The organism is Synechococcus sp. MU1625, assembly GCF_020514205.1.
Taxonomy (GTDB): domain Bacteria; phylum Cyanobacteriota; class Cyanobacteriia; order PCC-6307; family Cyanobiaceae; genus Parasynechococcus.
Genome location: NZ_VTLA01000001.1, coordinates 295,985 through 305,757, shown reverse-complemented (window position 1 = coordinate 305,757; position 9,773 = coordinate 295,985). Strand labels below are relative to the sequence as shown.

Below are 9,773 nucleotides of genomic sequence, written 5' to 3'. Positions count from 1 at the left end.
CAACGGTCGCCATCGCCACTGAGCAGAACGGCTCAATAGCGTTGTCTCGAATGTTCAAAACCATCCGATGAATCCCGACACAAGCGCACGCTGGCCTGTTCTTCTTCCCATGGTGTTGTTCTTCGGGGGGATCGGTGCAGCGGCAGCGATGACTCAGTTGCTGGGATCGTTCTGAAATTCAGCTCGTCATCAGACCAATTTCAAGGCGTGCAGAACCTGCACTCGGATGCCTCCCAAGCGGACCCATGCCCGCAGTGCATCGGCTTTGCAGGTGTAGGGCCTCCAGTCGTCCTCATGAATACGCCGTTGAATGTGACGCACCACCCGCTCAGCAACAACACGGTCGCTGGGCACCTTCAGCAGGACCTGCTGACCGTTGACCAAGAGCGACTCAATCATTTTTAGGAGGTTTGATCAGCTCGCCGGTCTGCAACGACACCACAGCGAAGCTACCCACAAACACCAACGCCACCAAAGCCAGAAAGACAGCGGTGAGATTGCTGATCTCCAGCTGCCCGAGCATGAAGGCGAAAAGACCTGGCATCAAAAGCAGCGACGACGTCTGAACTTAAACCGACTGGTCAGTGGTGAGAGTTCCCAGAACAACGCCGGCCATGGACAAGCCGATCGCAAGCATCACAACGGTTTCGATCATGCGTTTTCACCAGAGGAGCTCGCGTTGAGCACGGCAGCAGATCGGGAGGACTTCACCGCAGGTTGCGCTGAAGAGGCAGACAAATCATTGGACTGCCAGGTTGAAGCTGCTGAACAACGGGTCGGATTTTTCACCCAGGAACTACGGCCCATCACCAAACATCCAATTGGAGCAATGATTGCGGCAACCGATTGGCCTGTCTGTTCGATCGGCAACCGACGCCGTGGGTGATCGCCATACAAGCGTTCACGGATCTGAACAGCCGCCTGGCCATAGGCCGACCCTCCACCTCTGCTTTTTCAAACGCAGCCAACAGGGGGATCTCTGCCTGCATCACATCGACCCAAAACCATCCAAGATTTGGCTCGCATCCTGAGCAAGCCGTTGTTGACGACGATCCACCTTCACCAACAACGCGGTATGCATGGTGCCCATCTGCCCCAGCATTGAGGAGAGTTCAACCGTGAACTCGACGGCACCTGCAGAGAGATTTTTGAGTTCATCTTCATGGCTTCTGACTTGACCCTCCGTGATGATCACGTAGGCATGGCGCGTGGCTTTCGCTGCAGCCTCGGCTGGAACCACCTCAAACGGGAGAATTCCTCGGGCGGAGAGGCGGTTGCGGAAGAGACGGTTGCGATCCGCGTCAACAAGACACACCGATATGCCCTGTTAATCCCATACACAGGCCAGATGATGACTGCTGCAGGTTTTTGCCACACCTCCCTTTTGGCCAAAAAAAGTCAACAACAGAATTCGGTCAAATGCGCGGAATGATCGCGTCGTTAGGAAAGAACTCCTCAAACACACAAATGCGGTCGGCCCAACGCGCCTCCACTTCCAAGCGCATTAAGCGGTTTCGCACCCACATCAATGTGTCCACATCAATGGGCTTATGAAGCTTGTGTTGCTGTGCCTTCACCCAATCATCTTTGCTCTGAGAGCTTTTCATGACATCTAAAACAATGTGCCTACACGGTACGAACGGAGGCTTAAGGCGCTAGCAGCTTCACACTAAGTAAGCATCAAAGAACACTTGATTGCGTGCGAACTGTTCACAATGACAACAAGTTAATGGAAGCTTTGAGTCCAGAACAAACCGTCAGAGCTTGAACCGCCAGATCGGTAGCCGATCCATCATTCCGTCACTCCAAGCAGCGACAAGATGAAATCAATTCCTGAAACGCTGAGATGACGCAAACCACTGCCTACCCCACTCTGTTGCAGGCCATCACCAAGGCGGCTCAAAAAACGCCGCAACTCAAACCTCGCCCGGTGCATACACCGCCAAACGGGCGCGGAATCAATTGAATGAAAACCGCTTGAATGCATCCAAGCGGGGGTATTCAGGCCTGGGCTAAACAAAATTGCAGCTGTGTAACAGCACGAACGACACGTGGGTTGATAGCGCCTCTATAAAGGTTATGTAGCAACAGCTACGCAACTACGTTCACCCCGCCTTAGGCGAGGCGCAGTTCGATTCAGGCCATGGAACGGGGACCTGAGCTTGCTTCGAGGAACCCATCATGACCCTGACCTATCGCGGCCAGAAGTACATCAAGAACAATGCTGCTGCGTCCAGCAACCAGCGTTCTGTTCTCGTTTATCGCGGTCAGAAAGTCGCTCGCTGACAACAGCACAAAACGCTCGCTCAAGTCCCGCCTAGGCGGGGCTTTTTTTATGGCTGTTTCGTCGTGGGATCAGGCTGCTTGGCTTTCCAACGTTCAAACCAAACCGCCACACCCAAGGAGATACCGATCGCGATGCCTGCACCGATGCAGACGACCCCAAATTCCACAGGCATGCAATCACCCCAATTTCATCTCAATCATCGGACAAGACCGCTCAGAAGTGGCGATCCATCGCTAAGCATTGGTTTCGTCAAGGCGTGCTGGAACGATGTTCCTAATTCATAATTCGCACGAACAAGCCAATCTCCTGGCATCAGCACTGGTGCAAGTCCACAGAGTTGAAGGCCACTGGTACACGTCTTTTCAACAGGACCTTGCCCACACCCTTTTCCTGAAGCTGCTTGACGCTGAGATTGACTTCTCCGGCCATCCCGGAATTGAGGTTGAAACGTTGGCAGAGACGTTGACGCAAGCATCGGAGCGCCAAGAGCTGCTGGAACTGCTGATCGCCTTCGAAATGCTTTGCAATCCGATCCCGGAGACGTTGAGTAGGGACATTGATCATTGGGCCAACGCACTGAACATCAACAGCGAGATCCTGAACCTCGCCAGGGAATTGGCACACAACGCCATCACCCAGGCAACAACAGATTTTTACCGCTGCAACTGGATCGGAGAAGGCGATGATCAAAGCGATCCTGTCTTTCAGGATCTCTTGAAAAAATACGGTGATCACGCCTATGGCGTATGTGTCACGGCTGATCCTGATGAGTTTGCACGCTGGGACAACCTCAAAAACTGTTCCCAGGGCAGCCTTGGACGCAGTCTCTGGGAGTTTTACCAATCAAGAGGATTCAAACTTCCCGGTGAACTCGGTGCCGGTAATGCAGCACTCGCGCATCACGACTGGATCCATCTGATTGCTGGGTATGACACCAACCCCATCGGAGAATTGGAAGTCACAGCATTCATGGCTTCCTCAAGCCGCTCAGAGGGAGCAACCCTTGGCTTTATTGGAGCAATCAGCATCTTGGAAACTGGGTTGCTGCATAGCTTCTACGGCGCCGACAAATTCGGGAGAGCGCTCTCAGCCGACAATGGAATTGAGCGTATCGCTCAGGCAATCAACAGAGGCAAAGCCTGCAATGTCGACCCGCTCATCGACCTTGACTATTTCAAGTATGCAGACACACCACTAACAAACATTCAGAAGGCCTGGTGGAGCTGAGTTAGTTCACCAAGCGTTGATACGCTTCATTAACACGGCGAAAAGCCTCTGCCGAACCGCCAAGGTCGGGATGGTGCTGTTTCACCAATTTCCGGTGAGCCTGCTTGATCTCGGTGAGTGACGCGTTGGCGTCCAACCCGAGGACATCTAAAGCTGCAATCCGTGGATCACGGGGATGTCCAAAGTCCACACGATCTGTTCGCCTTTGATCACTTCGCGTGCGACGTCCCTGCCGCTTAGAGCTGAATTGTTCCTGGTGCTGACGCAGCTGTTCAACCACCCGTCGTGGATCCTCATCGAGCCACTCGCTGGCCCGAACGCCGAACATCGCAAACGCCGCCAGGACTGCCGTTGTTTGTTTGCTCGCCTTGGATCCAACCGCTACCCGAAGATCAGTCCCTAAACCAGGAACCAGACGATCGAGTCGCTGTTCAAGGGTCAGATGAGAGGGAAAACTGCTGCGGTTGAGCTGATCAATCAAAGACTCCAACCCGCGCTGACGCAGGACACTCCATCCCGGCTGCTGTGCAAGAGACTGCCCCCAAGCCTGCACCTGGTGGCTGCTGATGCGCGGCGGAGCTTGGGCCGATGGCTCGCTCCAAGAGCGGTGGGAAGTCGTTTCGGTTCGGAAGCGTTGGCGTTGCTGCCGCTGCAGTCGGTCCAACTCACGGTTGAGCCGCAACACCTCACGTCGAAGGGCATCGTTCTCCACCAGCAACGCCTCAACATTGCTGGTAACCCGTTGTTCAGAACGTCCGCCAGACCAGTGACGCGGATCAAAACCCAAAGCGTTTCTCCCGTCTCACCACGGCAACAGCTCACCATTGGCATGCCAGAAGCTGCCGCTGTTGGCCATGGTCAAGGCATCAATCCGTGCCAACAGACCCTGCACCGCCTGCTCCGGGTGAATACCGCTTGGATTGAACTGGATCATCCGAGTACGCACCAATCCAGGATGCAAAATCGCAACAGCGATGCCGAGTGGCTCCAGATCAATCGCCAATGATTTTCCGGCCATGTTGAGGGCCACCTTCGACATCCGATAGCCATAGGAACCTCCAGATGTGTTGTCATCGATGGAGCCCATACGGCTGGTCATCAACACCAACTTGGCACCACGGGGCATCTGATTCACCAAAGCCCGGGCGAGCAGCAGAGGAGCAAGGGCATTCACCTCAAACTGCCGACGGATTCCCGTGGGATCCAGATCGGCCAACCGCATCGACTGCAGGATTCCGGCATTGAGGATGACGCCATCAAGCGGCAAGCCCGTCAAGCGGTGCACCAGATCATCGATGCATTGGCTGTCACTCAGTTCAAGGCCCGCTTCAACACGCACCCCTAGCTGCTCCAATTCGTCACTGCTTTGACGGCAGACCGCCACCACCTCCTCGCCCCGGGCCTTGAGCTGACGGCAGTATTCCAACCCGATCCCACGGTTCGCGCCGGTGACCAGGAACGTCGACATGGGGGAATTTCAGCCACCGCCATCCTGCCGGCTCTTCCATCGATCCAACGAAGAGATCAAACGATTCGATTAATCAGATAGATCACCATCAACGCCGTACTGATGCAAACACTGCTTCACCGTTAGGACCGAAACTGTGCCGCCGGTCTCCGCATTGACGAGCAAATACGGGCAGCCTCGAAGAACACAGCGACGTCGTGCGTCGATATAGGCATCAAAAGCGTGCGCATGAGAACACTCCTCCACCCAACCTTCGCTACTGAGATACCGCGTGAGAATCATGTCCAAAGTCCTCAAGGCCACTGGTTATGGCTCAGGACATCCCCCATCCCAGGAAGTGACCTGAAGTCTTCGGGATCACAGCGGCACTGAAGACACCAAATCAAAGCCATTCAAAGGGATTCAGCCGATCCCTGCACAACGGTGACCACCTGATTCCAGGTGGCATGAACCACGCGATAGGTCTTCAAGGTGGCACGTGATTTGGTACGGGCATTCACAAAGGCTTTGAACTCCGTTTTGAAGCAGATCTCCTGAATCCATTGCCCCCCTGAATCAAGCCTCTCGATGCAATACATCAGACAAAAGTCGTTAAAAACATCACAACCGCAAAACTTTTGCTGAGCACAGAATCAAAAGGTGTAGTTCGGGATTGGGCCAAGAAAAAGCCCCCGCGGTTAACGGAGGCTCAGGTGGTGTGAGGAGTCGACGTTTTTTTATAAAGGCCGACATTGTTTTCATAGCTTGATTTCACCGCGGCAGCACCATCAGCCACAAAGCTTTATCGGCTCAGAAATAAAGAAGACTGTCGCGACAGCGCTGGAGGGCCTCACGAACAGCGATCAGCGCAGCTTCATTAGGTCGTTGCAGTCCGGCAGGCACAACAACCAAATCATCTGGATCCAATCGGACCCTTGCCGAGAACCAGGTGCCATGCCCTGGCATAGATGCACGGCAGATCGGCTCCTGCATGTCATCCAAACGGCGCTCGATCAACCAACCGTCCAGACGGTCTAAGGGCTGGAACGCCGTTGCCCCAAAGGCAACAGGCGAAATCAGGATCAGCAGCAACACACGCACTGGCTGCATAACAACGCTGGGGCGGCGGAAGCACACCCATCGTCACAGAGAACACCGGTTCGGCAGGGCCATTGCGTTAGAAGGGCGGCGTCGAGAAATCGTCGATGCCGTTATTTCGCTGTGAGGGATGCTCGATGCGCATCGAACGATCGATGGAGGCCTACTGGCGCAACAAGGGGAAATTGCTGTGCTCCTCATGCCTAGACCGCCAGGACATGCCTCTAAAAACGACCGAGGACGGCCACAAGGATGGATCTTCCGGATTCCGTGACAACAGCAACAAAAGCTGACGCCATCTGTGGAAATGATGGCTGAGAAATTCTTTCCCGAACCATGGGCTTCCTCGCCGTCGCCGGATGCATGCTCTTGGCCACAGCCATGTCTGCTGCACTTACCACCAAACCCTCCAAAGCCTGAGAGATCTGTAAGCAACTCACAAGCATGAAAGAAACCGGGCTATGCCCGGTTTCTTTTTTTGGCTCGACGCTGATTTGCAGATCAATCACAACTGAGGCATAACGGCACTCCCATAGCCATGGCTCTTTTCGTTCACAAAAGAGATTTAGAAGTGCAAAACAAGCGTGCAAGGGGAGCCCGCGTGGTTGTAGATCCTTGATCCCACGAAGGATTTCCATGGCGAGCATCAGTCGAATCTGTGCCACCTCCAAGGGCTCAACAATTGATGCCATCGGCCAGGGCCGTTATCGCGTCTGCAATCGTCAGGAGGTGTGCTCAGAAGTAGAAGGCCTTTGGCAGGCCTATGAGACCCTGCGGCGCCAAGAACAATCCTTAGGTTGATCCACGCAATCAAGAATAGGTATCAACACTTACAGCGCCACTTTGTTCAGTACGTAACACTTAGTACACCCCGGTGAGGGGTAATGCGTCGACTCCGGGAGGGCTTAGGGAACCCTCCTTTTTCATGCGTGGTCTTCAGAGGTTCAGGCTTCCTGCGCTGTCTTCGCCGAACTCCAAATACAGACACCGGGCGTCTTCGGCTCGCCCGCAATCAATCAGGTGTTGAACCCGTTCACGCCACCATTGCGACACACCAGAACTCAACTCCTTGTTGGGCAGACCTCCGAAAGATTCACTCACAGCAATCATTCGTGTTGAACAACGCTAAGAAAGGTTATTGACGCACCGATTTGGGCTGTTACCTACTGTTAGCAGCTGTTGTTACCCAACTGAATCGTTCTGCAAAATCGACAACAAAAATCCGTGTGTAGCCATTCAACCGCCTCAAGAGCAGCCCTCGTGATTGACACGACCAGGCGGGGCAGAGGGGGGCGGAGGGGGGCATTCAGTGCTGAACCTCAACCGAAAGTGTTGCCGTTCCAGCCCCAGCAGCTGGCCTGGACATCTTCAAAGCCGATATAAACCCGACTCGCGGGGATCCCGGTGCGCACCTGGATCAGTTCACAGAATGCGGCCGTCATCGCCGGTGGCCGGAGTGCGCCGATCGATTTCACCTCCACATAGGCGCAGGGCTCGTGGCTTCCGGCGAAGGTCATCGGTACTCCCGTCTCCAAGAGGGTCATCACGTAGGCCTCGGGCTTGCCCGTTTGATTGGCCAACTCGGAGGAAAGCTCCTGCAGCAAAGCCGATCCATCCTTAAGCGTCGGCAACGATGTGCGCACATTGATGAGGGGCATTGAGGCAAGAAAGCTAGACAAAGCTTGGCACTCTCCAACAGCGAGTGCCAAGCATGACTAGCGATCAACATCAAACATTTCCAAAAGAAAAGATCCTCAATCTGAACAGCGTGCTTCAAAAAAAGCTCGTAAGTTCCCTAACAAAGTGATCAGTGCCATGATCCTTCTTCATTTCTTTGGGCTGGGAGATGTTCTGCGCCGTTTTGAACTTGAGCAGATCACAGGCCTAAAATTGATGGGCTTCAGGCCTCTCAGCCTCGACGAGTTGATGCATTGGTCACAACACATTGCCGATCAACAAAACTGGGATGTTGATTCGATTCGGCAAGATGTCATCAGCATTTGGCTTGATCAAGCCGAAGACATCACCTGCTGGAGACAGCGACTGAATCGGGCGCCGGCAGAAGTGGAACTGCTGGCAGGCATTGGCGATCAGAACACATGGAGAGATCATTGGGAAGGCATGCTGCGCCAAACACCGCGTGCCGGCCGGCAATAACAAGCGAATTCAATGACAATCTGCCCACCGATAAGCGGCCGCGAACAGGACGTTGCGGCCTTGATGCTGAAGCCACGTCAGGCCTGGTCAACCAGCCCGATCAAGTTTGAGCAACTTCGTTCGGGATTTGCCTGTGCTCTGCACATGCACCAACCGACGGTGCCAGCGGGAGCGGGCAACACATTGATTTCCCATCTTCAGTACATGCTGGATCACCCCAACGAAGGTGATAACCACAACGCTGAACCCTTCGCGCATTGCTACCGCCGTCTTGCCGAGCTCCTGCCAGAACTGATCAACGAGGGCTGCGCCCCAAGAATCATGCTCGACTATTCCGGCAATCTGCTGTGGGGAATCGAACAGATGGGGCGTCGCGATATCGGCGACGCACTTCATTACCTGGCCTGTGATCCCCTGATGCAGGAGCACGTGGAATGGCTTGGAACGTTTTGGAGTCATGCCGTTGCCCCATCAACACCGATCCCAGACCTGAAACTGCAGATCAGCGCCTGGCAACAGCAATTCGAGGCCTGTTTCGGCAGAGCAGCATTGGAACGCGTCAAGGGATTTTCCCCACCGGAGATGGCATTACCGAACCATCCCGACACCTTGTTCGAATTTGTCAAAGCCCTGAAGGATGCCGGATATCAGTGGCTCTTGGTCCAGGAGCACAGCGTCGAGCGCATCGACGGCAGCCCACTGCAGCGCGACCAGTGCTTTGTTCCTAATCGGCTTGTTGCCAGGAACAGCAAAGGCGAGGAAACCTGCATCACGGCGCTCATCAAGACCCAGGGCTCAGACACCAAGCTGGTGGGGCAAATGCAGCCTTATTACGAGGCGCTGGGCTGCGACCGCCAACAGCTCGGCGAGGTCGATGTGCCATCGCTCGTCAGCCAGATTGCCGATGGAGAAAACGGGGGCGTGATGATGAATGAATTCCCTGAGGCGTTCCGTCAGGCGAATCGCCAAATCCGTGACAACCCCAATGGCACCGTTGCCATCAACGGCAGTGAATACATCGAAGCCCTTGAGCGGAGTGGGGTGAATCCCAGCCACTTCCCGACCATTCAGGCTGTTCAGCAACACCGCCTCTGGAGAGAGGCCGGGGACAACGCCACTGCAGACGGTATTCAGAGCGCGATCAACAGGCTGAGTGCCGCCGATGCCGGCTTCAACATGGAGGGTGCGTCTTGGACTAACAACCTCAGCTGGGTGGAGGGTTACGCCAATGTGCTGGGCCCCATGAATCAACTGAGTGCTCAGTTTCATGCGCTGTTTGATCAGACAGTCGACAGAGACTCCTCGATCACCTGCACGCAGGCCTATCAAGAGTCGCTACTCCATGTACTGCTGCTGGAAACCAGCTGTTTTCGGTACTGGGGGCAAGGCGCTTGGACCGATTACGCCCACGAGATCCATCGCCGCGGAAACGAACGCCTCAGTCAGGAGGATTGTTCCAAGCTGTGCAGCTAAGCGGCCACAGCCGTGAACCAAAAACTGAGAAACGCTTTACAGAGCGTTACATGCGTGTAACGTGGGTGCAGTAGCAGGTCAAGT

The 9,773-nt window shown here is 54.7% G+C and carries 18 protein-coding genes; 5 read left to right on the top strand and 13 right to left on the bottom strand.

The genetic code is table 11. The annotated features are described in order from the left end of the window. Window positions 1-189: 189 nt before the first annotated feature. From FZX13_RS01840 to FZX13_RS01825, 4 genes are all read right to left on the bottom strand, one after another. The gene (locus tag FZX13_RS01840; RefSeq protein WP_226406732.1) at window positions 190-399 is read right to left on the bottom strand and encodes a hypothetical protein; all 210 of its coding nucleotides are present in this window, start codon (window positions 397-399) and stop codon (window positions 190-192) included. Next, the gene (locus tag FZX13_RS01835) at window positions 392-544 is read right to left on the bottom strand and encodes a hypothetical protein (RefSeq protein WP_226398500.1); all 153 of its coding nucleotides are present in this window, start codon (window positions 542-544) and stop codon (window positions 392-394) included. The genes FZX13_RS01840 and FZX13_RS01835 overlap by 8 nt, the downstream gene beginning before the upstream one ends. 444 nt (window positions 545-988) lie before the next feature. Continuing rightward, the gene (locus FZX13_RS01830; protein WP_226406730.1) at window positions 989-1,315 is read right to left on the bottom strand and encodes a hypothetical protein; all 327 of its coding nucleotides are present in this window, start codon (window positions 1,313-1,315) and stop codon (window positions 989-991) included. Between the two features lie 100 nt (window positions 1,316-1,415). Further along, window positions 1,416-1,607, bottom strand: coding sequence for a hypothetical protein (locus FZX13_RS01825; RefSeq protein ID WP_115023448.1), 192 nt, complete (start codon window positions 1,605-1,607; stop codon window positions 1,416-1,418). A gap of 574 nt (window positions 1,608-2,181) precedes the next feature. Here FZX13_RS01825 and FZX13_RS01820 point away from each other — a divergent pair. Then, window positions 2,182-2,286 (top strand): DUF4278 domain-containing protein, encoded by a 105-nt coding sequence (locus FZX13_RS01820; RefSeq protein ID WP_226406728.1) that lies wholly within the window; start codon window positions 2,182-2,184, stop codon window positions 2,284-2,286. A 47-nt stretch (window positions 2,287-2,333) separates the two neighbouring features. Here the strand turns inward: FZX13_RS01820 and FZX13_RS12880 are convergent, their stop codons facing one another. Further along, window positions 2,334-2,459, bottom strand: coding sequence for a hypothetical protein (locus FZX13_RS12880; protein WP_255617907.1), 126 nt, complete (start codon window positions 2,457-2,459; stop codon window positions 2,334-2,336). A gap of 278 nt (window positions 2,460-2,737) precedes the next feature. Between FZX13_RS12880 and FZX13_RS01815 the strand changes: the two genes are divergently transcribed. Next, window positions 2,738-3,514, top strand: a complete 777-nt coding sequence (locus FZX13_RS01815) for a hypothetical protein (protein ID WP_226406726.1) — start codon at window positions 2,738-2,740, stop codon at window positions 3,512-3,514. Between the two features lies 1 nt (window position 3,515). Here the strand turns inward: FZX13_RS01815 and FZX13_RS01810 are convergent, their stop codons facing one another. The 6 genes from FZX13_RS01810 to FZX13_RS01785 all read right to left on the bottom strand — a co-directional run bounded on the left by FZX13_RS01810 (window position 3,516) and on the right by FZX13_RS01785 (window position 6,697). Beyond that, window positions 3,516-4,301 (bottom strand): J domain-containing protein, encoded by a 786-nt coding sequence (locus FZX13_RS01810; RefSeq protein ID WP_226406724.1) that lies wholly within the window; start codon window positions 4,299-4,301, stop codon window positions 3,516-3,518. A 15-nt stretch (window positions 4,302-4,316) separates the two neighbouring features. Continuing rightward, the gene (locus tag FZX13_RS01805) at window positions 4,317-4,982 is read right to left on the bottom strand and encodes an SDR family oxidoreductase (RefSeq protein ID WP_226406722.1); all 666 of its coding nucleotides are present in this window, start codon (window positions 4,980-4,982) and stop codon (window positions 4,317-4,319) included. Between the two features lie 69 nt (window positions 4,983-5,051). Further along, the gene (locus FZX13_RS01800; RefSeq protein ID WP_115023457.1) at window positions 5,052-5,264 is read right to left on the bottom strand and encodes a hypothetical protein; all 213 of its coding nucleotides are present in this window, start codon (window positions 5,262-5,264) and stop codon (window positions 5,052-5,054) included. A 110-nt stretch (window positions 5,265-5,374) separates the two neighbouring features. Further along, window positions 5,375-5,560: a hypothetical protein gene (locus FZX13_RS01795; RefSeq protein WP_226406720.1), complete on the bottom strand. Its 186-nt coding sequence runs from the start codon at window positions 5,558-5,560 to the stop codon at window positions 5,375-5,377. A 211-nt stretch (window positions 5,561-5,771) separates the two neighbouring features. Continuing rightward, a complete protein-coding gene (locus FZX13_RS01790; RefSeq protein WP_226406718.1) occupies window positions 5,772-6,071 on the bottom strand; it encodes a hypothetical protein in 300 nt (99 codons plus the stop codon). Window positions 6,072-6,283: 212 nt separating this feature from the next. After that, window positions 6,284-6,697: a hypothetical protein gene (locus FZX13_RS01785; RefSeq protein WP_226406716.1), complete on the bottom strand. Its 414-nt coding sequence runs from the start codon at window positions 6,695-6,697 to the stop codon at window positions 6,284-6,286. On the opposite strand from FZX13_RS01785, the gene FZX13_RS01780 reads away from it, so the two are divergent. Next, a complete protein-coding gene (locus tag FZX13_RS01780) occupies window positions 6,696-6,860 on the top strand; it encodes a hypothetical protein (protein WP_170951148.1) in 165 nt (54 codons plus the stop codon). The two genes, FZX13_RS01785 and FZX13_RS01780, sit on opposite strands and share 2 nt — an antisense overlap. 135 nt (window positions 6,861-6,995) lie before the next feature. Here the strand turns inward: FZX13_RS01780 and FZX13_RS01775 are convergent, their stop codons facing one another. Together FZX13_RS01775 and FZX13_RS01770 are read right to left on the bottom strand one after the other, a co-directional pair. Continuing rightward, on the bottom strand, window positions 6,996-7,160 hold the full coding sequence (locus FZX13_RS01775) for a hypothetical protein (protein WP_170952119.1): 165 nt from the start codon (window positions 7,158-7,160) through the stop codon (window positions 6,996-6,998). 218 nt (window positions 7,161-7,378) lie between these two features. Next, window positions 7,379-7,717: a phenylpyruvate tautomerase MIF-related protein gene (locus tag FZX13_RS01770; protein WP_226406714.1), complete on the bottom strand. Its 339-nt coding sequence runs from the start codon at window positions 7,715-7,717 to the stop codon at window positions 7,379-7,381. Between the two features lie 157 nt (window positions 7,718-7,874). Here FZX13_RS01770 and FZX13_RS01765 point away from each other — a divergent pair, with 157 nt between their 5' ends. After that, window positions 7,875-8,216 (top strand): hypothetical protein, encoded by a 342-nt coding sequence (locus tag FZX13_RS01765; protein ID WP_226406712.1) that lies wholly within the window; start codon window positions 7,875-7,877, stop codon window positions 8,214-8,216. Between the two features lie 12 nt (window positions 8,217-8,228). Next, window positions 8,229-9,689 (top strand): glycosyl hydrolase family 57, encoded by a 1,461-nt coding sequence (locus FZX13_RS01760; RefSeq protein WP_226398485.1) that lies wholly within the window; start codon window positions 8,229-8,231, stop codon window positions 9,687-9,689. The last annotated feature ends 84 nt before the right edge of the window (window positions 9,690-9,773 follow it).

Bases quoted from the DNA above. Each gene is read 5' to 3' on its own strand.
- FZX13_RS01840 (WP_226406732.1), bottom strand. From the start codon at position 399: ATGATTGAGTCGCTCTTGGTCAACGGTCAGCAGGTCCTGCTGAAGGTG.
- FZX13_RS01835 (WP_226398500.1), bottom strand. From the start codon at position 544: ATGCCAGGTCTTTTCGCCTTCATGCTCGGGCAGCTGGAGATCAGCAAT.
- FZX13_RS01825 (WP_115023448.1), bottom strand. From the start codon at position 1,607: ATGAAAAGCTCTCAGAGCAAAGATGATTGGGTGAAGGCACAGCAACAC.
- FZX13_RS01820 (WP_226406728.1), top strand. From the start codon at position 2,182: ATGACCCTGACCTATCGCGGCCAGAAGTACATCAAGAACAATGCTGCT.
- FZX13_RS12880 (WP_255617907.1), bottom strand. From the start codon at position 2,459: ATGCCTGTGGAATTTGGGGTCGTCTGCATCGGTGCAGGCATCGCGATC.
- FZX13_RS01805 (WP_226406722.1), bottom strand. From the start codon at position 4,982: ATGTCGACGTTCCTGGTCACCGGCGCGAACCGTGGGATCGGGTTGGAA.
- FZX13_RS01800 (WP_115023457.1), bottom strand. From the start codon at position 5,264: ATGATTCTCACGCGGTATCTCAGTAGCGAAGGTTGGGTGGAGGAGTGT.
- FZX13_RS01795 (WP_226406720.1), bottom strand. From the start codon at position 5,560: ATGTATTGCATCGAGAGGCTTGATTCAGGGGGGCAATGGATTCAGGAG.
- FZX13_RS01790 (WP_226406718.1), bottom strand. From the start codon at position 6,071: ATGCAGCCAGTGCGTGTGTTGCTGCTGATCCTGATTTCGCCTGTTGCC.
- FZX13_RS01780 (WP_170951148.1), top strand. From the start codon at position 6,696: ATGGCGAGCATCAGTCGAATCTGTGCCACCTCCAAGGGCTCAACAATT.
- FZX13_RS01785 (WP_226406716.1), bottom strand. From the start codon at position 6,697: ATGGAAATCCTTCGTGGGATCAAGGATCTACAACCACGCGGGCTCCCC.
- FZX13_RS01770 (WP_226406714.1), bottom strand. From the start codon at position 7,717: ATGCCCCTCATCAATGTGCGCACATCGTTGCCGACGCTTAAGGATGGA.
- FZX13_RS01765 (WP_226406712.1), top strand. From the start codon at position 7,875: ATGATCCTTCTTCATTTCTTTGGGCTGGGAGATGTTCTGCGCCGTTTT.
- FZX13_RS01760 (WP_226398485.1), top strand. From the start codon at position 8,229: ATGACAATCTGCCCACCGATAAGCGGCCGCGAACAGGACGTTGCGGCC.